Origin of the sequence: Polaribacter sp. Z014, assembly GCF_023555435.1 — a bacterium.
Taxonomy (GTDB): domain Bacteria; phylum Bacteroidota; class Bacteroidia; order Flavobacteriales; family Flavobacteriaceae; genus Polaribacter.
Map to the genome: position 1 here is coordinate 70375 of NZ_JALCZP010000010.1, position 19841 is coordinate 90215.

Here is a 19841-nt window from a genome sequence, read left to right on the forward strand (position 1 = left end):
AAATTTATATGTATTCATATTCTTATAGGGTATTTAGGAACGTTTCCTATGTTTCCGAAAATTTATGGATTATTATGTCTTATTGTTCCTTTGGTAGTTATTGTTTATTCTAATAATAAAAATGAAGAAGCCTTTTTGTTTGCTTCTTATTTGGCAGGAGGAGAAATATTTTTAAGGATGATTCAGGGAACTCTTCTTTACGAAATTGGAAAATATGGTGTAATGCTATTTTTAGTCTTAGGTATTATTTTTGGACCTTTTAAACAGCGGTTTTCTGTACATTATCTGTTTTATATTTTACTTTTATTATTGGGTATTGTTTTTACTCAAGTGCCAGAAGGAGAGTCTTTACGTACAAATATTGTGTTTAATTTAAGTGGTCCGATTGTATTAGGTGTCTGTGCTTTGTACTTTTATTATAGGCCCATAAGTAAACAAGACTTAATGGATGCATTATTTTTTATGCTGTTACCATTGTTTTCAATGATTACCTATATGTATTTTAGAACACCAGATTTAAAAGAAATTCTTTTTGGAGGAGCAGCATTAGCTGAAACTTCTGGAGGGTTTGGACCTAATCAAGTTGCTGCAGCTGTTGGTCTTGGAATACTTATTATAGCTATTTTTTTATTATTGAAAGAGAAATTAACAGGCTATGTTTATTTAGATGCATTCTTTTTAATATATTTTATATACAGAGGCCTATTAACTTTTTCTAGAGGAGGTATTTTTACAGCCGCAATTTCTTTAGTCTTTTTTGCATTTTTTTATATTATATATAAGAAAATGAGTTTGCAGATCATTTTTAAATACGTGCTTATATTTGGATTATTTCTGGTTGCTATTTGGGTTTACACCTCTAATATAACAGGCGGAATGTTAGATAATAGGTACACAGGTAAAAATGCGGCAGGAATACAAAAGAAAGATATTACTACTGGTAGAGTAGATATATTAGCATATCAGTTTACTAATTTTTTTGAACATCCTTTGGGTATTGGAGTTGGTAATGGTAAGTATGAAAGAATGAAATCACAAAAAAGAATGACAGCAGCTTCTCATAATGAGGTAGGAAGATTAGTTGAAGAGCATGGAATTATTGGATTTGTTTTGTTATTATTATTGTTAATTGTACCTCTCTTTAATTTTTTTAAAGGCAATAACTTTCAAAAAGCATTTATCATAGCGTTTTATATGATGTGGTTTTTAACCATTAATCATTCGGCAATGAGAGTTGCTTTGCCAGGTTTTATATACGCCTTAAGTTTGATAAGAATTACGGATATAGAAAATGAGTTAATCGATGAATGATAAGAGAATTCTATACATAGGTAATAACCTTTCTAAAAAATCTAAATACAAAACATCAATAGCTATACTTTCTGAATTATTAGAGAAAGAAGGTTTTACCGTAACAGTCGTATCCAATAAGACTAATAAATTGATTAGATTATTAGATATGATTTACAAAACAATCTTATTTAGGAATAAAGTAGATTTCGTTTTAATTGATACTTTTAGCACTTTAAATTTTTATTATGCTTATTTAATATCATTAATCTGTAACTTTTTTTCTTTAAAATATATTCCTATTTTAAGAGGCGGTGATTTGCCTAAAAGACTTAAAAATAGTTCGGTATTGTCTAAATCTATTTTTAAAAATGCTTATAAAAATATAGCACCTTCCAATTATTTAAAAACAGCTTTTAAAGAAGAAAATTACTATACAGAATTTATTCCCAATACAATTCCATTAGAAGATTATAATTACATCAATAGAACTAATATTCAACCAAAACTATTATGGGTAAGATCATTTAAACTTCTTTACAATCCTACATTAGCAATTAAAGTGCTTTTAGAATTAAAAAAGGAATATCCGAAAGCTGTTTTGTGTATGATTGGACCTTTTTTAGATGATTCTCATCAGAAAACATTAGAATTAATAAAAGAGTATAATTTAGAAAGTTCTGTTGAACTTACAGGAGTTTTAACTAAAGAAGATTGGCATAAGAAATCTAAAGATTACGACATATTTATAAATACCACTAATTTTGATAATACGCCGATAAGTGTTATAGAAGCCATGGCATTAGGTTTAACCATTGTTAGTACCAATGTTGGTGGCATGCCTTATTTAATTGATGATAAAGTTGATGGTTTATTAGTTGAAAAAGAAGATACTCTTCAAATGACCAATGCTATTATGGATGTAGTTAAAGGTAAATATCCTACATTATCTAAAAGAGCAAGAGAAAAAGCAGAAACTTTTGACTGGGAGGTTATAAAATATAAATGGTTTAAAATATTAAAATGATTTATAATAAATTAATTGAAAACATTTTTTTACCTATCGGAGATTTCATTAATAAATCATCATATCTAAAGCAATTAAAATATTGGAGAAAGTTAGATTCATTCTCTGAAACTGAATTAGAAAATCTTCAGAAAAAGAATTTAAAAACTATTTTAGAGCATACTGTAAAAAATGTAGCTAAATATAAAACTATTGAGTTAGAAGGCAGTAATCCTTATTTATGGTTAAATAACTTTCCTATTTTAACAAAGAATGATATTAGAAATGATTCTAAAAATTTACTTTCAAAGGAAGTAGATAAAGCTACTTTAATATCTTATTCAAGTAGTGGTTCTTCGGGGGTTCAAAGTACTGTTTATATGAATAAGGAAGAGCAGTCAAATATTAGAGCTATTTTATCGCATTGGTGGGAGTGGAGCGGTTATAAAATTGGTAATCGATTAGTACAAACAGGGATGTCTCCTGAAAGAGGTTTTTTAAAATCGATAAAAGATGGTTTGTTTAAAACAAAATACATCACAGCTTTTTCATTAACAGAAGAACAGTTAGCATCCCTTTTTAAAGAAATAAATAATACAAATAATTATTATTTAGCTGGTTATGCATCATCTTTAAATATTATTGCAGAATATGCTTTAAAAAATAATTCTAATGTACATTTTAAGTCTGTAATTAGTTTAGGCGATAAAATGTTTAGTCATTATAAAAAAAATATAGAAAAAGCTTTTGCTACAAAAGTATATGATACGTATGGTTGTAATGAAGGTTTTTTAATAGCTAGTGAAAAAGATTTAGAATATAAATACATCATGTCTCCTCATGTGTATTTAGAAATTTTAGATGATGATCATAATCCTGTTCCAGATGGAGAAATAGGTAATGTTGTTGTAACAAGATTAGATGCTTTTTCAATGCCATTAATAAGATATAAAATAGGTGATTTAGCAATTAAGTTACCAAAAGAAAAATATCCAGAAAAAAGATTGTATAATTATCCTTTATTAGAAAAAATAGTAGGTAGAGAAACAGATATTGTTGTTTTGTTAGATGATAGAAAATTGACAGTGCATTCATTTACTGGTATTTTTGAATATTTTACAGAAATTAAACAATTTCAAGTTATACAAGAAAAAAAAGGAAGAATTATCATTAAATATATAAAATCAGAAAGCTTTCATATTGATGTTTTAGAAAGAGCAACATCAGAAATGCAAAAACATATTCGAGATGCTAATTTTATAATTGAGTATAAAGAAGTCGATTTTATAGCTCCTTCAAAATCAGGGAAACCTCAAATAGTAGAAAGTACTTTAAAAAAATAAATATGAAATTAACAATTATAGCAGGAGCAAGACCAAATTTCATGAAGATTGCGCCTATTATTCATCAAATTATTAAAAGAAAAGAGGAAGGTGTTTCTATAGATTATAGATTAGTGCATACTGGTCAACATTATGATGAAAAGTTAAGTACTATTTTTTTTAAAGAACTAAATATTCCTGCACCAAATGTTAATTTAGAAATTGGTTCTGGTACACAAGCAGAGCAAACGGCGGGTATAATGGTGGCTTTCGAAAAAGAATTATTAGCAAACCCTACAGATGTAGTTTTGGTTGTTGGAGATGTTACTTCTACCATGGCTTGTGCTATAGTTGCTAAAAAACTAATAACAAAAGTGGTACATGTAGAAGGTGGAATTCGTTCTTTTGATTTATCTATGCCAGAAGAAATTAATAGAATGGTTACCGATGCAATTACTGATTACTTTTATGTTACTTCTGAAGTAGCTATAGAAAATTTAAAAAATATAGGTATTACAGAGGATAGAATTGTGTATGTAGGTAATACAATGATAGATACTTTAATCTCTAATTTAGATAAATTAAAAAAACCACCTGTTTTTGATGAATTAAATTTAAGCGATAAAAATTATATGGTTTTAACCATGCATCGACCAGCAAATGTAGATGAAGAGTTTAAATTAAAAGCTTTTTTAGAAGCAATTATAGAAAACTCTAATAATATTCCCATTATATTTCCGACACATCCAAGAACAAAATCCATATTAAATAAATTAGATATAGATCTAAAAAATTTACATTTAATTGATCCGTTAGGTTATTTAGAATTCAATTATTTGGTAAAAAACGCTAAGTGTGTAATTACAGATTCTGGAGGAATTACAGAAGAAACAACCTATTTAAAAATACCTTGTTTAACATTAAGAGATAATACAGAAAGACCTGAAACGATAATAATTGGTACCAATGAATTGGTAGGTACAAATCCTAGTGCAATTAAAAGAGCATTAGAAAGAGTTTTTGCAAATGATTGGAAAAAAGGAGGAATCCCTAAATTTTGGGATGGTAAAACTTCAGAAAGAATTATCAATCATATTATTACAATTTAATGGGGAAAAGTATTGTAATTATTTCAAATTATTATCCACCAGAAATGGGGGCAGCTGCTAATAGAATTAAAAATTTAGCAGAAGGATTGACAGAAAAAGGGAATGATGTTACTATTATTTGTCCTTTGCCTAACTATCCTATTGGGAAAATATTTGAAAAATATAAAAATAAATTTACAGTAAATGAATCTATCGAAGGCATAAAAGTAAAAAGGTTTTGGATATATCCATCTAAATCAGAAAAAGCAATTGTTAGATTGTTTAGTATGTTATCTTTTGCATGGTCTTTTTGGTTTTCTATTTTTAGTTTTATAAGAAAAAAACCAGATTTATTTATCATTCAATCTCCACCTTTATTAGTGGCGCTCTCTGGTTTGCTTTTTAGTAAATTATTAGGATGTAAAAATGTTTTAAATGTTTCGGATATTTGGCCTTTATCAGCCTTAGAATTAGGAGTGATAAAAAAAGGTTTCTTCTATAGTTTTTTAGAAAAAATAGAAAAAGTAAATTATAAATTGGCAGATAAAATAATAGGACAATCTGAAGAAATAATAACGCATATAAAAGCAGTTGTAGACAAAGATTTTTTGGTTTATAGAAATGTTCCTAATATTAAAAAGTATTCCGTAAAGGAGAAAAGTGAGGGTAATTTAAAAATTGTTTATGCCGGTCTGTTAGGATATGCACAAGGCATTTTAAATATTTGTAATGAAATTAATTTTAAAGAAATTGGTTCAGAATTACATATATATGGTGCAGGAATGGAAGAAGAAAAAATCATAGAGTTTGCAGCAAACCCAAATAACAATGTTTTTTTCTATGGTGTAAGAACCGCTAAGGAAATTAAAGAAGAAATTAGAAAATACGATATTGGTTTTGTTCCTTTAAAAAATAAAATATATGGAGCTGTACCTTCCAAAATATTCGAATTAATGCAATTGGGAGTTCCTATTCTATATGTGGGTTCTGGAGAAGCAGAAGAAATTTTAGGAAGTTACAAGTCGGGCTTGTATTCTGAACCAGGTGATTTAAAAAGCTTAATTAAAAATATTTCTATTTTTAAAGAAATGAATAATACGGATTATAGGGTATGTTCAAATAATAATAAAAGTGCTCATTTAAATGAGTTTAACTTAGAAAAACAAATGGATAAACTTCAAGATTTTATAAATTAAAAATATTAAATGCTTTTTAACTCAATAGATTTTGCCGTTTTTTTACCGATTGTTTTTATACTATATTGGTTTGTCTTTTCTAAAAAAACACAGCAACAAAATTTAGTGCTGTTAATAGCAAGTTATGTCTTTTATGGTTTTTGGGATTGGCGCTTTCTTTTTCTAATCTTTTTTAGTTCTATCATAGATTTTTTAATAGGTAAAAAACTAAATGAAGTTACTAATGTTTCTAAAAGGAAACTTTTTTTAAGTGTAAGTATTGTTGTTAATTTAGGACTTCTTGGGTTTTTTAAGTATTACAATTTTTTTCTAGAAAGTTTTGCTTCAGCCTTTACTTTCTTCGGAAATTCAATATCAGAACAAAGGCTTACTATAATTTTACCTGTTGGAATCAGTTTTTATACTTTTCAAACGTTAAGTTATTCTATAGATGTTTACCGTAATAAACTAAAACCTACCAATAACTTTATCGCTTTTTTATCTTTTGTAAGCTTTTTTCCGCAACTAGTTGCAGGTCCAATAGAAAGAGCATCAAATTTATTACCCCAGTTTTATAATAAAAGAACTTTTTCTTATGATAAAGCTGTTTCTGGAGTACAATTAATTGTTTGGGGCTTTTTTAAGAAAATAGTCATTGCAGACAATGCCTCAATTATAGTAAATGGAATTTTTAGTAATTACCAAAATCAATCTTTTGAATCGTTATTAATGGGGGCATTTCTATTTTCATTTCAGATTTATGGAGATTTTTCTGGGTATTCAGATATAGCCATTGGTACTGCCCGCCTTTTTAATTTTGATTTAATGGTGAATTTTAAGTTTCCTTATTTGTCAAAAAAACATTGGTGATTTTTGGAAACGTTGGCATATATCTCTTTCTACTTGGTTTCGAGACTATTTATATATTCCTTTAGGCGGAAGTAAAGGAACGTTGCTAAAAGCCATAAGAAATGTTGGTATTGTTTTTATTGTAAGTGGGTTTTGGCATGGTGCAAATTGGACTTTTATTTTTTGGGGATTTATTCATGCGGTTTTATATATTCCACTTTTTATTGCTTTAAAAAAGCGAAGTAATAAATCGAAAACGGAGAACATTACATTTAATTTTTTAAAAATTATAGTAACTTTTATTTTAGTGATGTTTTCTTGGGTTATTTTTAGATCTCTTACTATTACAGATGCTATAAATTACATCACAAGAATTTTTAGTTTATCTAACGGAAGTAAATTTTATGCATCAACCAGTAAGTATTTAATTATTACCGGTATTACGCTTTTTAGTATTCTTTTTTTAATAATTACAGAATTTTATAACGATAAAAAAGGAAGAATTGAAACGTATTTTAAATCTTATTTTTTGGTTTTCTTATGTTTAATAATCGCTTTTTTAGGTGCTATAAAAAATCATGCAGATTTTATCTATTTTCAATTTTAAAGAATGAAAAAATTTTTAATAAAAACATTTTATTATGCTACCTTAGTCTTTGTTTTAGGCAATGTTGTTGCTTTTAGTGCTAACTATTTCTTAAAAAAATCTAGTTTTTATAAAAGTAGTTTTTTAGTGAATGAATTTAATTCTGATAAAAAATTAGATTACTTTGTAGTAGGTTCTAGTAGAGGTTTAACAACCCTTAATTCTAATTTAATTGATGAAAAATTAGGCTTAAAAGGTGTTAATTTATCTATGGATGATACTGATTTAAAAACGCAATCATTAATGATTCATCATTTTTTTGAATCGAATTACAAAGCAGATTATTTAGTTTTAGTGCTAGACGCTAATCACTTTAAAAAAACATCATTAGAATTGGGTAATAATGATTATCGTTTTGTGCCTTTTATAGATAGAGATTATGTGAAAAATCATTTTAAGAAATATGAAAAAAGTACTTTAAATATTTTAACAAACTCTAATTATAATCCTTTTTTCGCATATTCTTATTATAATTTAGAGTTATTATTACCTGCTACTTTGAGCATTATTAAACCTAAATTTAGAAATAAATTTGATAAATTCGGTAATTATTCTTATCCATCTTCTGGTCATGAAAATAATAATGCTACTTTTAAAATTAAAGAAATTGACACAGAAATTACCAATCCTATAATTAAAGATATTAAAAATTATTTAGATGAAAATAAATGTAAATTAATTATTTATATAGCTCCTTATCAGTTAGAAAAGTTTACTTTTAATAACAAATTAGAGTATTCTATTATAAATAGCTCTTCTGCTTTAGTAAATAAAAATGAATTTTTTTATGACAAAATACATGTAAATAATAAAGGAAGAGAGCAGAGTACATTAATTTTTATAAATAATTTTAAATTACTTATTAATTAGTAATCTTTTTATAAATTTGTTACCTCTCATATAGTATATTAAGAACTCTTTTTCGATTATATATATGTAGTTGAATTAACTTAAAAAAGTTAAACAAAACAGCATCATTTGACAACAAAAACATCATACTTTAATGTATCAGAAAGAAAACTTTTTTTAGGAATAATAGATGTCTTTATTCTTATTTCTAGTCTGTATCTAGCCTCTTTATTTATCAATTTTACTTATATAAAATTTACTAGTAATGCCATTCTTAATTGGTTATTCTTGTTAGTTTTTTATTTCTTAATTTTTGGACAAATTTTTCAGCTGTATGGTTTAAATGTATCAAATAATAAATATTTAACTGTTAGAGCTGCTGTTCTTACTGTGTTTGCAACTACAATATTTTATATTTTCACACCTTATTTTTCACCTGAATTACCACCAAATAGATTACAGATTGTTTATTTTTTCTTACTTTCTTTTATACCTATTTTACTTTGGCGATTTATATATATGTCTTTAATATTTTCTCCTAAGTATTTTAAATCTATTGTTTTTGTAGGTAATTCAGAAAGAATTAAAAAATTATTGACTCAAGTACATAATGATTCTTTTCATGATGTTTTTGCTTATTTATCGGATAAAGAAATTAAAGGAATAAAAGGGTATGTAGATATCACTAAAACAACGATAACTCCAATAATTGCAAATAACGCTATTACAGATGTTATTGTTTCTAAAAAAGATCTTTCTGAAGAGGTAATCAATCGTTTAAACAAAGAACTTGTTGTGTTATTTGAACAAGGAGTAAATATAATTAGTTACGAAACTTTTTATGAAAATGTAAATGCTAGAATTCCTAAAGAATATCTGAATCATAATTTTTATAGACATATTAATTTTAGTAAAAATAATACCAATAACTTTTACCTTTTTGGTTTAAGGTTAGTAGATATACTAATTTCTTTAATAGGTGGATTGGGTTTTTTATGTATTATTCCATTCATTGTTATTGGAAATTTAATAGCAAATAGAGGCCCTTTGTTTTATACGCAAGTAAGAGTTGGGGAAAATGGTAAGGTCTTTAAAATTTTTAAGTTGAGGTCTATGATTAAAAATGCAGAAAAAGGTGGTGCTGTTTGGGCTCAAAAAAACGATGTGAGAATTACTGCTTTTGGTAAGTTTTTAAGACGAACTAGATTAGATGAAATGCCTCAGTTTTTTAATATATTAAAAGGAGATATGAGTTTAATTGGTCCCAGACCAGAAAGACCCGAGTTTGTGAAAGATTTAGAAGCTAAGATCCCTTTTTATGCAATTAGGCATGTTATAAGACCTGGTTTAACCGGTTGGGCGCAAGTAAATTATCCGTATGCGAATACAATAGAAGAACAAGAAACCAAATTGCGTTACGATTTATATTATATTAAGGAACGCAGTGCTTTTTTAGATTTTAAAATATTTATTATGACGTTTACTACAGTATTATATTTTAAAGGTCAATAATTTTTTTTGATAAATAGAAATATCTCACAAAAAGAAATATTAACAAGGGAATTATAACCACAGGAAAAACCTGAATTTCTGCCACCCAAAGAATAGGAATTATTACTAAAAATAAAAGTAGCATTAACATATATTTTTGCAACCATTTTGGTTGATGTGTTTTTAGTAATACAAAAGCTATAATTATATTAGGTGCAAAAGCCCACAACAAGTTAAAGTTATTTGGAGCGGTAGAGTGCGTAGAGAAAAACCATAGAAAAAATAGGACACAACCAATAAGTCCAGTGGTAAAAAATAAGATAAAATCTAAGGATTTGGTTCTTTTATCACTTTTGAAATCTTTATACGTAATATAAATTCCGAATAGCGCTAAAAGGCTAAAGATTAAAAACGGACTAAAAAGAGAACTCTTCGCTTCTTTTTCCTTAAATTTTAAAAGAACAATTTCATTCTTTACCAATTTTTTTGGTTGATTTTTGATAAAAACAGTAGCGTCTTTAAAAGAACTATACACATAGTCTGGTAAGTACATATACTGTTCAAAAGTGGCTTGTTCATCTAATTTTGTGCCTGCAATTAAATTTAAACCAAATGTACCCCAAGAATTCCAAGGAATTTCATGATTTGTTAATTGTCTAAATGTGAGGTTTTTTTCTACGTTGTTGTCATTAAAAACTACTTTATCTCCTAATATAGATTTTGTAATATCTCTTAATTTTGTGGCACAATTATCAAAATAAGGATCGTATTGATAGTTACTGTTTTGGGGTTGGGCATTATTTTCTAAGAATTTAAAATAGGCTTGTTTTTCTGGCTGATTTAAGTTTAATACTTGTTCTTTTAACCAACGTTTGTCTCTTCTATAACTAGCTATAAAGTATTTAAAATCATAGCGAGCTAAGCTATAAATCATATTTCCTTTTGCAAAATTAGTATAAAAATTAGGCTGATTAAAATCAAACATTCCGTAGTTATAAATTAAATCTATTTTTAAAACGGGATCTTTAATTCTAATGGCAGAATGCCCAAAAGCTTCGTATAATTCTTCTCCTGGTCCGGCAGTAACAATACTTACTTCTCCATATTTAGAAAGTTGTAGTTGTGCTTTTAAAGGTGAATAAATGGAAAGTAAAAATATGAAAAGAAAGTACTTTTTGTTCATGAAAATTAAGGTCTAAAAAAACTATAATCAATAGTAATTGAAAAAATATTTGAATATAAGGCGTTACCAACACTACCAATATTGGTTAAAGCATAATCTATTTTTATGCCATTGTATTTAAAACCAACTCCAAAATTGGGTTGCATCGAAAGCGATTTTGAGTTGTCGAATTCTGTGATGTATTGAAAATTACCAACTCCTGCTCTTAAATAAACCAATGCATCATAATCTACTTGAAACCCCATTGCTGGGTCTATACTTACAACGTCCGAAGAAAAAATATCATTGGTTTTTGCAAAACGCATATTGGCATTTACTTCGGTTAATAGGTTAAACATGCGTCCTATTTCCCAATTTTTAGCAACCCCTAATTGTAATTTTGGTTTTGTAATTTCTGTTGTTTCTGGTAAATCTTGATTTTGCCCAGGAATAGCATCCTTAATTTTATTGAATTCATCTTCATTTATGGCCCAACTGTTAAAGGTGGTGGTAATGTCTCTTGCCATCAACCCGAATTTCCAAGAATTACGTTCAAACTGAATTCCGGCATCAAAACCAAATCCATAGGAAGAAGCAAAATCACCAATAATTCTTCTTACAATTTTTGCATTCACTCCAAATTTTACATCCTTAAAAAGTAAATTTCTAGCGTATGCAAAATTAAAGGCATAATCTACCGAAGAAAAAAGTTGAATTCTATTATAATCGATATTTCCATCACTGTCAATTAATTCTGTAGTATTTAGAATGTCATCTACACCAAAACGAATTATAGAAACTCCAACGGCACTTTCTTTGTCTATTGGCATTGCAAAACTAACATGATTGTAATTGGCTATTCCCGCAAAATAAGAAGCGTGCATTAAAGAACCTTGATAGTCTTCTATACCAACCAATCCTGCTGGATTCCAGTAAATAGAATTTACATCATTGGTTGTAGCAACAACACTTTTGCTCATTGCTAAACCAGCAGCATCAACCCCAATAGTTAAAAATTCATTGGAATAATTTCTAAATGCTTGTGCAGATAAAAGTAGTGGTGTAAACAGTATAAAAAATAATATTTTTTGTTTCAAAGGCTTAAAATTATTTGTAACAAATATCTAAAAACATACTAAAATAACAGTAGTTTTTTAAAGATATTGTTTAGGAGATATTAATATGAATGTTTTCTCTTATAAATCTTTCTATTCTTTGCTCTAACCACTTGTTTTTAGCGTTGTAAAAAGAAGAGACAAACCCACAATGTCCTCCAAAATTTGTAGTTTCTAAAAAGAAATTTTTAGAATTATGAGCTTCATCAATAGGAAAACATGTATCAGACAAAAAGGTGTCGTCTTTAGAGTTTATAAGTAATGTTGGTATTTTTATTTTGGATAAATGCGGTTTAGCGCTCGCTTTTTCCCAATAATCTTCCGCACTATCAAAGCCAAATACAGGAACGGTGTATAAGTTTTCTAAATGTTTAAATCGGGTAGCTTTTGCTAATTTATCTTTATCTAATTGAAATTCAGGAAATTTTGCTGCTTTTTCTGAAATTTTAGTCTTCATACTTTTTAAAAAACGCTGTAGATAGATTTTGTTTTTAAGTTTTTCTAATTCAAACTCTCCTGAAGCAATATCAATAGGAACAGAAACGGCAATTCCTCCTTTTACTTTTGATGAAATATGATCAGACTGTTCACCTATATATTTAAGCGTTAAATTACCTCCTAAACTAAAACCAATGAGTATGATATTCTCATAGTCATAATTATCTAAAAGATGATGTACTACAAAATCTACATCTTCTGTTTTTCCGCTGTGATAAGTGCTTAAAAGTAAATTATCATCGCCAGAACAACCTCTTAAATTTAAACAAACGGTATCTAATCCTTTTGTATTTAAGTGATTGGTTGTAGATACGATATATTTAGATTGAGAACTTCCTTCTAAGCCATGAATAAGTAAGACTAAGGTTTTAGATCCCACCAAAGAAAAATCTAGATCCATAAAATCATGGTCCCAAGTAGAAATCCTTTTCCTTTCATAGTTACAAGATTCTTTTGTGAAAACAGATCTGTAAATAGTGTTAAAATGACCACTTTTAAAAGGGAAAGGAGGAGCGAAGTCGGATGTAAATACGGGCATAATTTTATAATTATTACAAATATCTTAAAAAAAATATAGAATAATGAAATCGACCAAATATGATTTCTTATTTTAGCCTATAAATCAAACTTTAAAATGAATTTCAAAAAACACATTCCTAATTTATTAACACTTGGTAACCTTTTTTGTGGAACAATTGCAACAATTTTTGCGGTTGAAGGAGATTTTGTCTTGGCAGGTTTATTTGTGCTTTTGGGAATATTATTTGATTTTTTTGATGGATTTGCAGCTCGGTTATTACACGTTTCTGGGGAGTTAGGAAAACAACTAGATTCTTTGGCAGACATGGTAACAAGTGGAGTTGTACCCGGAATTATTGTGTATAAATTATTAATTGAAAATTCTTCTGGCTTACATGATTTTAACGAACATAACTACCTGCCTTATTTGGGATTAATACTAACTTTAGGAGCTTGTTATAGATTGGCGAAATTTAATATTGACACAAGACAATCGGATTCTTTTATTGGTTTGCCTACTCCTGCAATGAGTTTGTTTATCATTTCTTTACCTTTAATTCAAGAATATTCAACAATTGAAGTAGCTCAAAATTTAATAGGAAATAATTACTTTTTAATAGCTATTACAGTATTGTTAACTTATTTAATGAATGCAGAATTGCCTTTGTTTTCTTTAAAGTTTAAGGAATACTCTATCAAGAATAATTTGGTAAAGTATTTGTTTTTAGTAGTATCTTTATTGATGATTATCTTCTTACAGTATATTTCGATTCCTTTGATAATAATATTCTACGTTGTTTTATCTGTAGTGAGTAATTATAGAAAAAAGGAGTTAATTTAGAAGTAAATATATAGTTATTAACGTAAAACATTTCTTTTCTCTAGCACTTTTATGAGATATAAATATTAAAAATAAATGATTAAAAGAACAATCTTTACTATTATTCTTACAACTTTAATACTCTTCATTTCCTGTAAAGAAAAGGATGCAAAAACTTCGAATACTAAAGAACCAAAACTTGAGAAGCAAATTTTAAAGGATTACAAACCTGCTGATTCTATAGATAAAAAGGTTGCTATTGATTCGGTTTTCAAAATAGATCATTATATCTGTTACACTTTTAATGATGATAAATCTAAAAGAATTTGGATAGGTTTTAGTAAAAATAAGGAAACGGTCAAATTAAAATATGAAGGACAAAAAGAACCTTTAATTCTTAAACATTCTAAGGAAGAATTTATTGAAGGAGGTGCGCATCCAACTATAATTAATTATTATGATGAAATATATAATGGTAAAGTAAACGGAGCATATAAACTTACCCATTCAGGAATTTGGGATTACGTAAAATATATTAGAGGAAAAGATAAAAAGGAATTTAACTTTACAATTGATCATAATTCAAATCCTTATGGCAGTAGCCCTTGTTTTTAACTAATATTAAAAGGAGTGTAAGTTGTTTATTTTCTTGTTAAAAAATCTTCTTCTTTTTCAATTCGAAGTCTTTACCCAAATATACTTTTCTAACCATTTCGTCTGCAGCTAATTCTTCCGGAGTTCCGCTTTTTAAAATGCTTCCTTGGTACATTAAATAGGTTTTATCTGTAATAGCTAATGTTGCTTGTACATCATGATCTGTAATTAAAATACCGATATTTCTGTCTTTTAAATGCGCAACAATACTTTGTATATCTTCAACAGCAATGGGGTCTACACCCGCAAAAGGTTCATCTAGTAAAATAAAATTGGGGTCAGAAGCTAAACAACGCGCAATTTCTGTTCTACGTCTTTCTCCTCCGGATAATAAATCTCCCCTGTTTTTACGAACATGGCCAATATTAAACTCTTCAATAAGTGATTCTAACTTATCTTTTTGTTGTTTTTTAGTTAAATCTGTAAATTGTAAAACAGACATTATATTATCTTCTACAGATAATTTTCTAAAAACAGAAGCTTCTTGTGCAAGATATCCAATCCCTTTTTGGGCACGTTTATACATGGCGTCTTCTGTAATTTCTTCATCATTTAAGAAGATTTTACCCGAATTTGGTTTTATCATTCCAACAATCATATAGAAAGAAGTTGTTTTTCCAGCTCCATTAGGCCCTAAAAGTCCGATAATTTCACCTTGCTGAACTTCTAAAGAAATTCCGGTTACAACTTTTCTACTTCCGTAGATTTTTTCTATATTTTCTGCTCTTAAAATCATATTTTATAAATATGTGTAATTGTTTAATTGTTGAAACGTGTAATTGATTGGTTTGTGTAAAAGTAATAAATTATGTTTTTTAAAATCTTAATAGATTCATAACATTCATTTTTTTTATTGATTACTGCAACTGAAAACTGCTTACTTATTTTCTAGCATTTCCCAATACTCAACGGCTCTTCTTAAATGCGGAATTACTATGGTACCACCAACTAACGTAGCAATAGACATGGTTTCCATTATTTCTTCTTTAGTAACTCCGTTTTTCATGGCAGCTTCTAAATGATATTGTACACAATCATCACATCGTAAAACAGCAGAAGCCACTAAGCCTAAAAGTTCTTTTGTTTTAACGGGTAAATGCCCTTCTTTAAAAGTATTTGTGTCTAAATTATATATTCTTTTAATTACTTTATTATCAGATTCTAGAATTTTATCGTTCATTTTCTGACGATAATCATTAAACTCTTTTACTTTATCGTGCATCTTTTTGCTGTTTTTTTATTACAATTTTTGAAACTCTAATACTCACTTCATATAAAATAAGAATAGGAATCGATACGATTACTTGACTAGCAACATCTGGAGGTGTAATAATTGCTGCTAAAATTAATACAACCACCAAAGCATGTTTTCTATATTTCTTTAAAAAATCTGGCGTTACCAAACCAATTTTTGTTAAAAAGTAAATTAATACAGGTAACTCAAATAAAATGGATACTCCAAGTAACATATTGGTAACAAGTCCGATATGTGAGTCTAGTGTAAAGTTATTCTGAATTAAATCTGTAATTTGATAGTTATACAAAAAGTGTATAGAAATTGGCGCAATAACATAAAAGCTAAAAGCGATACCACAGAAAAAAAGAAAAGAAGCCGCAAAAATAAATCCTCTAGATTTATTTACTTCATTTTTAGTTAAACCAGGAGATACAAATCGCCAAATTTCCCATAAAAGATATGGAAAAGACAAAATAATACCCAATATAAATGAAGACCAAATAGAGTTCATTAACTGTTGGGTTGGCTTTAAACTAATAAGGTGGTCATTAAATTCAACATTACAAAAGCTACTATCAAAACCAAAATAGGTAAAAAAGTCACAAAATAGTCGATAGGTTATAAAATCTGGTTTTCTATGTGCTAATAAAAAGTTTTCATAAACTTCTTTTTGAAACACAAATAATACAATAGCAATAATAAATATTGCGGCAGCGCTTCTTACCAAGTGCCATCTTAATTCTTCTAAATGACCTAAAAAGGACATTTCTTTTTGTTTTTCTGCCATTAGAAAATCCCTTCTTTAATTAAATCATGTAAATGTACAACTCCAACATATTTGTTTTTATCATCAACAACTAACATTTGAGTAATACTGTTTTTTTCCATAGTATTTAGAGCGTCAATTGCCATGGCGTCTTTATCTATGGTTTTAGGGTTTTTACCCATAATATCTTTTGCTGTAATTTTAGAAATTTCAGTGGTCTTAGAAAGCATTCTTCTAATATCACCATCTGTAATAATTCCAACTAACTTGTCAGTATTCATCACAGCTGTAACCCCTAATCTTTTTTCAGAAATTTCAACAATTACCTTTACAATGGTATCTGTTTCATTTACTTTAGGTACTTCATTATTTTCTACTAAATCAGAAACTCTTAAATATAAACGCTTACCTAAAGCGCCTCCTGGATGATATTTAGCAAAATCTTTACTGGTAAAACCACGTAAATTTAATAAACAAACAGCCAATGCATCACCCAAAACTAATTGAGCAGTTGTACTAGTTGTTGGTGCTAAGTTATTAGGACAGGCTTCTTTTTCTACATAAGCATTTAAGGTAAAATCTGCATGTTCTCCTAAATAGGAATCTACATTACCTGTAATAGCTACTATTTTGTTTCCATAATTTTTTATGAAAGGAACCAAAACCTTAATTTCGGGAGTATTTCCACTTTTAGAAAGACAAATAACAACATCGTCTTTTTGTACGTTTCCTAGGTCTCCATGAATGGCATCTGCAGCATGCATAAAAATTGCCGGCGTACCAGTAGAGTTTAAGGTAGCAACTATTTTGGTAGCAATGTTTGCACTTTTACCAATTCCTGTTACAATTACCCTTCCATTCGAATTTAAAATAAATTTAACGGCTTCTTCAAAGTCAGCGTCAATTAAATTTGCTAAATTAGCAATAGCATTACTCTCTGTTAAAATAGTTTCTTTGGCTGTATTTATAATTGTGTTTGTCTTTTTCAAATGTTTGGTGTTTTATCAGAATAAAAAAAAGTTATATCTTTAGATTAAGAAACAAGCAAATTTACTATAAATAATAGTTAGAGCAAATATAATAGTATGTTTGTGAATTGTTTTAAAAGTTAAACGAATATTTAATATAAATGGATTTATATACCCCTCTAAAAAAGTTCTTTGGATTTAATAAATTTAAAGGTCTCCAAGAGCAAGTGATTAAAAGTATTGTTGAAAATAATAACACTTTTGTAATAATGCCAACAGGTGGAGGGAAATCACTTTGTTATCAGCTACCTGCTTTAATGGCAGAAGGAACTGCTATTGTAGTTTCTCCATTAATTGCTTTAATGAAAAATCAAGTAGATGCAATTAGGGGGATTTCTGAACATAATGGTGTGGCGCATGTTTTAAATTCATCTTTGAATAAAACAGAAGTAGCTCAAGTTAAAGAAGATATTGCTAACGGAATTACAAAATTATTGTATGTAGCACCAGAATCTTTAATAAAAGAAGAATATGTTACTTTTTTAAGAACGCAAAAAATTTCTTTTGTAGCTATTGATGAAGCGCATTGTATTTCTGAGTGGGGACACGATTTTAGACCTGAATACAGAAATTTAAAACACATTATTAAAGCCATAGATAATGTGCCTGTTATTTGTTTAACAGCAACAGCAACAGAAAAAGTACAAGAAGATATTTTAAAAACTTTAGGAATTCCGGATGCAAATAGGTTTAAAGCGTCTTTTAATAGACCTAATTTATTTTATGAGGTAAGACCTAAAACAAAAGAAGTAGAAAAAGATATTATTCGTTTTGTGAAACAAAGAATGGGTAAATCTGGAATTATTTACTGCTTAAGCAGGAAAAAAGTTGAAGAAGTTGCTCAGATATTACAAGTAAACGGTATTAAAGCTGTTCCGTATCATGCAGGTTTAGATGCAAAAACTAGAGTGAAGCATCAGGATATGTTTCTAATGGAAGACTGTGATGTAGTAGTTGCTACGATTGCTTTTGGAATGGGAATTGACAAACCAGATGTTCGTTTTGTGATACATCATGATATACCTAAAAGTTTAGAAAGTTATTATCAAGAAACCGGACGTGCAGGGCGTGATGATGGAGAAGGATATTGTTTGGCTTTCTATGCATATAAAGATATAGAAAAGTTAGAAAAATTTATGGCGAGTAAGCCAATTGCAGAACAAGAAATTGGGCATGCATTATTACAAGAAGTGGTTGGTTATGCAGAAACGTCTATGAATAGACGTAAATATTTACTGCATTATTTTGGAGAAGAGTTTGATGCTGAAAAAGGTGATGGAGCAGATATGGATGATAACTCTAGAAATCCTAAGAAAAAACACGAAGCCAAAGAAGATGTACAACTTTTATTAAAAGTTATAAAAAACACCTTACAAAAGTATAAATCTAAGGAAATTGTAAATACGATTGTAGGAAAAGAAAATGCCCTATTAACATCACATAAAACACATTTACAACCCTTTTTTGGAAGCGGAAAAGATAAATCTCCTCTTTATTGGATGGCTTTAATTAGACAGGTTTTGGTGGTAAATTATATAAAGAAAGAGATAGAGCAATATGGTGTTGTTAAATTGACAGAAAAAGGAGCGGAATTTATAAAGAAACCTACTTCTTTTATGATGACGGAAGATCATTCTTATAATGAAGAAAATGATAATACGATCATAACAAATGCTAAATCTTCTGGGGGTGTTGCAGATGATAAGTTGGTAAAATTATTAAAAGATTTACGTAAAAGGGTAGCTTCGAAACAAGGAGTACCTCCATTTGCTGTTTTTCAAGATCCATCATTAGATGATATGGCATTGAAATATCCAATTACTTTAGCAGAACTTTCGACAGTTCATGGAGTAGGTGAAGGGAAGGCAAGAAAATTTGGTAAAGATTTTGTGAAACTAATAGCTACTTATGTAGAAGAAAATGATATTCTAAGACCAGATGATTTAATTGTAAAAAGTACCGGTACAAACTCTGGATTAAAGCTTTTTATTATTCAGAATACCGATAAAAAATTACCTTTAGAAGATATCTCTAAATCAAAAGGACTTGAAATGAGTGAGTTGATAAAAGAGATGGAAGTTATTATTTTTTCTGGAACCAAATTAAATATAGATTATGCTTTAGACGATTTGTTAGATGAAGATCAGCAGGAAGAAATTCATGATTATTTTATGGACGCAGAAACAGATAACATACAAGAAGCTCTAGATGAATTTGATGGAGATTATGATGAAGATGAGTTGCGCTTAATGCGAATTAAATTTATAAATGAAGTGGCTAATTAATGGCTATACTAAATTATTATAATCAAAAAACTAAGATAAAT

The 19841-nt window shown here is 28.3% G+C and carries 17 protein-coding genes and 1 pseudogene; 11 read left to right on the top strand and 7 right to left on the bottom strand.

Annotation, left to right across the window (positions count from 1 at the left end; all coding sequences use genetic code 11):
• Positions 1-48 precede the first annotated feature (48 nt).
• From MPF19_RS12400 to MPF19_RS12435, 8 genes and pseudogenes are all read left to right on the top strand, one after another.
• Positions 49-1311: an O-antigen ligase family protein gene (locus MPF19_RS12400; RefSeq protein ID WP_249988491.1), complete on the top strand. Its 1263-nt coding sequence runs from the start codon at positions 49-51 to the stop codon at positions 1309-1311.
• A complete protein-coding gene (locus tag MPF19_RS12405) occupies positions 1304-2317 on the top strand; it encodes a glycosyltransferase family 4 protein (protein ID WP_249988492.1) in 1014 nt (337 codons plus the stop codon). The genes MPF19_RS12400 and MPF19_RS12405 overlap by 8 nt, the downstream gene beginning before the upstream one ends.
• Complete coding sequence (locus MPF19_RS12410) at positions 2314-3639, top strand: phenylacetate--CoA ligase family protein (protein WP_249988493.1); 1326 nt, start codon at positions 2314-2316, stop codon at positions 3637-3639. Before MPF19_RS12405 ends, MPF19_RS12410 begins: the two co-directional genes overlap by 4 nt.
• A gap of 2 nt (positions 3640-3641) precedes the next feature.
• Positions 3642-4727: a non-hydrolyzing UDP-N-acetylglucosamine 2-epimerase gene (wecB, locus tag MPF19_RS12415; protein WP_203394510.1), complete on the top strand. Its 1086-nt coding sequence runs from the start codon at positions 3642-3644 to the stop codon at positions 4725-4727.
• Complete coding sequence (locus MPF19_RS12420; protein ID WP_249988494.1) at positions 4727-5902, top strand: glycosyltransferase family 4 protein; 1176 nt, start codon at positions 4727-4729, stop codon at positions 5900-5902. The genes wecB and MPF19_RS12420 overlap by 1 nt, the downstream gene beginning before the upstream one ends.
• A 9-nt stretch (positions 5903-5911) precedes the next feature.
• Positions 5912-7337, top strand: a pseudogene (locus MPF19_RS12425) (MBOAT family O-acyltransferase).
• A 3-nt stretch (positions 7338-7340) separates the two neighbouring features.
• Positions 7341-8246 carry a hypothetical protein gene (locus MPF19_RS12430; RefSeq protein ID WP_249988495.1) on the top strand — a complete coding sequence of 302 codons (906 nt, stop codon included), beginning with the start codon at positions 7341-7343 and terminating at the stop codon, positions 8244-8246.
• 108 nt (positions 8247-8354) lie between these two features.
• Positions 8355-9737, top strand: a complete 1383-nt coding sequence (locus MPF19_RS12435) for an exopolysaccharide biosynthesis polyprenyl glycosylphosphotransferase (RefSeq protein WP_249988496.1) — start codon at positions 8355-8357, stop codon at positions 9735-9737.
• Here the strand turns inward: MPF19_RS12435 and MPF19_RS12440 are convergent.
• The 3 genes from MPF19_RS12440 to MPF19_RS12450 form a co-directional block, all read right to left on the bottom strand.
• Positions 9724-10899 (bottom strand): lipoprotein N-acyltransferase Lnb domain-containing protein, encoded by a 1176-nt coding sequence (locus tag MPF19_RS12440; RefSeq protein ID WP_249988497.1) that lies wholly within the window; start codon positions 10897-10899, stop codon positions 9724-9726. The genes MPF19_RS12435 and MPF19_RS12440 overlap by 14 nt on opposite strands.
• A gap of 5 nt (positions 10900-10904) precedes the next feature.
• Complete coding sequence (locus MPF19_RS12445) at positions 10905-11975, bottom strand: putative type IX sorting system protein PorV2 (protein ID WP_249988498.1); 1071 nt, start codon at positions 11973-11975, stop codon at positions 10905-10907.
• 70 nt (positions 11976-12045) lie between these two features.
• Positions 12046-13029 (bottom strand): YheT family hydrolase, encoded by a 984-nt coding sequence (locus MPF19_RS12450; RefSeq protein WP_249988499.1) that lies wholly within the window; start codon positions 13027-13029, stop codon positions 12046-12048.
• A 96-nt stretch (positions 13030-13125) separates the two neighbouring features.
• Between MPF19_RS12450 and MPF19_RS12455 the strand changes: the two genes are divergently transcribed.
• Together MPF19_RS12455 and MPF19_RS12460 are read left to right on the top strand one after the other, a co-directional pair.
• Positions 13126-13851 carry a CDP-alcohol phosphatidyltransferase family protein gene (locus MPF19_RS12455; RefSeq protein ID WP_203394502.1) on the top strand — a complete coding sequence of 242 codons (726 nt, stop codon included), beginning with the start codon at positions 13126-13128 and terminating at the stop codon, positions 13849-13851.
• 75 nt (positions 13852-13926) lie between these two features.
• Positions 13927-14445 carry a hypothetical protein gene (locus MPF19_RS12460; protein ID WP_203394501.1) on the top strand — a complete coding sequence of 173 codons (519 nt, stop codon included), beginning with the start codon at positions 13927-13929 and terminating at the stop codon, positions 14443-14445.
• Positions 14446-14482: 37 nt separating this feature from the next.
• On the opposite strand, the gene lptB is transcribed toward MPF19_RS12460, so the two are convergent.
• The 4 genes from lptB to MPF19_RS12480 all read right to left on the bottom strand — a co-directional run bounded on the left by lptB (position 14483) and on the right by MPF19_RS12480 (position 17476).
• Positions 14483-15220: an LPS export ABC transporter ATP-binding protein gene (gene lptB / locus MPF19_RS12465; RefSeq protein WP_203394500.1), complete on the bottom strand. Its 738-nt coding sequence runs from the start codon at positions 15218-15220 to the stop codon at positions 14483-14485.
• Between the two features lie 141 nt (positions 15221-15361).
• Positions 15362-15706, bottom strand: a complete 345-nt coding sequence (locus MPF19_RS12470; protein ID WP_249988500.1) for a carboxymuconolactone decarboxylase family protein — start codon at positions 15704-15706, stop codon at positions 15362-15364.
• The gene (gene tatC, locus MPF19_RS12475) at positions 15696-16508 is read right to left on the bottom strand and encodes a twin-arginine translocase subunit TatC (protein ID WP_249988501.1); all 813 of its coding nucleotides are present in this window, start codon (positions 16506-16508) and stop codon (positions 15696-15698) included. The genes MPF19_RS12470 and tatC overlap by 11 nt, the downstream gene beginning before the upstream one ends.
• Positions 16508-17476, bottom strand: a complete 969-nt coding sequence (locus tag MPF19_RS12480; protein ID WP_249988502.1) for a KpsF/GutQ family sugar-phosphate isomerase — start codon at positions 17474-17476, stop codon at positions 16508-16510. Before MPF19_RS12480 ends, tatC begins: the two co-directional genes overlap by 1 nt.
• A 140-nt stretch (positions 17477-17616) precedes the next feature.
• Here MPF19_RS12480 and MPF19_RS12485 point away from each other — a divergent pair, with 140 nt between their 5' ends.
• Positions 17617-19800: an ATP-dependent DNA helicase RecQ gene (locus MPF19_RS12485; RefSeq protein ID WP_203394496.1), complete on the top strand. Its 2184-nt coding sequence runs from the start codon at positions 17617-17619 to the stop codon at positions 19798-19800.
• Positions 19801-19841 lie beyond the last annotated feature (41 nt).

Excerpts from the sequence above, each read along its gene's own strand:
- MPF19_RS12400 (WP_249988491.1), top strand. The coding sequence starts at position 49 with ATGTTTCCGAAAATTTATGGATTATTATGTCTTATTGTTCCTTTGGTA.
- MPF19_RS12405 (WP_249988492.1), top strand. The coding sequence starts at position 1,304 with ATGAATGATAAGAGAATTCTATACATAGGTAATAACCTTTCTAAAAAA.
- MPF19_RS12410 (WP_249988493.1), top strand. The coding sequence starts at position 2,314 with ATGATTTATAATAAATTAATTGAAAACATTTTTTTACCTATCGGAGAT.
- wecB (WP_203394510.1), top strand. The coding sequence starts at position 3,642 with ATGAAATTAACAATTATAGCAGGAGCAAGACCAAATTTCATGAAGATT.
- MPF19_RS12420 (WP_249988494.1), top strand. The coding sequence starts at position 4,727 with ATGGGGAAAAGTATTGTAATTATTTCAAATTATTATCCACCAGAAATG.
- MPF19_RS12430 (WP_249988495.1), top strand. The coding sequence starts at position 7,341 with ATGAAAAAATTTTTAATAAAAACATTTTATTATGCTACCTTAGTCTTT.
- MPF19_RS12440 (WP_249988497.1), bottom strand. The coding sequence starts at position 10,899 with ATGAACAAAAAGTACTTTCTTTTCATATTTTTACTTTCCATTTATTCA.
- MPF19_RS12450 (WP_249988499.1), bottom strand. The coding sequence starts at position 13,029 with ATGCCCGTATTTACATCCGACTTCGCTCCTCCTTTCCCTTTTAAAAGT.
- MPF19_RS12455 (WP_203394502.1), top strand. The coding sequence starts at position 13,126 with ATGAATTTCAAAAAACACATTCCTAATTTATTAACACTTGGTAACCTT.
- MPF19_RS12460 (WP_203394501.1), top strand. The coding sequence starts at position 13,927 with ATGATTAAAAGAACAATCTTTACTATTATTCTTACAACTTTAATACTC.
- lptB (WP_203394500.1), bottom strand. The coding sequence starts at position 15,220 with ATGATTTTAAGAGCAGAAAATATAGAAAAAATCTACGGAAGTAGAAAA.
- MPF19_RS12470 (WP_249988500.1), bottom strand. The coding sequence starts at position 15,706 with ATGCACGATAAAGTAAAAGAGTTTAATGATTATCGTCAGAAAATGAAC.
- tatC (WP_249988501.1), bottom strand. The coding sequence starts at position 16,508 with ATGGCAGAAAAACAAAAAGAAATGTCCTTTTTAGGTCATTTAGAAGAA.
- MPF19_RS12485 (WP_203394496.1), top strand. The coding sequence starts at position 17,617 with ATGGATTTATATACCCCTCTAAAAAAGTTCTTTGGATTTAATAAATTT.